Source organism: Bartonella sp. AA2SXKL, from assembly GCF_042197205.1.
Lineage (GTDB): Bacteria > Pseudomonadota > Alphaproteobacteria > Rhizobiales > Rhizobiaceae > Bartonella.
The window spans coordinates 1-606 of the sequence record NZ_JBHIRN010000240.1 but is presented as its reverse complement, the minus strand read 5'-3'; the positions used below and the strand labels follow the sequence as shown (position 1 = coordinate 606).

At 35.3% G+C, this 606-nt stretch carries 1 protein-coding gene; it reads right to left on the bottom strand.

Annotated elements, in window-relative coordinates; all coding sequences use genetic code 11:
- Positions 1 to 341: 341 nt before the first annotated feature.
- Positions 342 to 606, bottom strand: a 265-nt coding sequence (locus ACFINS_RS10965; protein WP_375706288.1) for an outer membrane protein, incomplete at its 5' end; no start/stop codon positions are given.

Here is a 606-nt window from a genome sequence, read left to right as displayed (position 1 = left end):
TTTTGTGGCAACCCCGCACGCATCGGAAAATTTGTTTGTGGTAGATAAAGAGTTTTCGAATAATCTACTGTTTCATTTTTCACAGTCATTGTGAAATATTCCTGTCTACTTTTACGATTTTATTTTTGCATAACTTCCCTGAACCCTGCAACTCTGGTTTTTTGATCTATAAGGAAAGCCGAGCCAATCATTCGTATTAGGCAGCGATCAAGAAGATATATCATCACATTTTAAGGGCTTTATCATGAAACTATCAAGAAAGGAAACCCTAAAATGATCCTCTTTAAAAATAAAGGCTCCACCTCTGGCAGAGCCTCTTCAAAATTTAATCTCAAAACAAATTAGAATTTGTAAGCGACACCAACACGGAAATCATTGGTTTTATAGTTAATTTCAAGTTTTTCCTTTGCAAATTTCTTTTTACCAAAGTCCGAATAACGATATTCAGCACGAAGCAAAATATTATCGGTCATTGCAAAGTCAACACCACCACCAAGAGTATAACCAATCATTGTCTTTTTTTCATCGGTTAAGTTCTTAGAAGCAACAACGCTCTCATCGTTTTTCTTAATTGATATCGATATAGTGTCGTGGAGCTGGGTATAA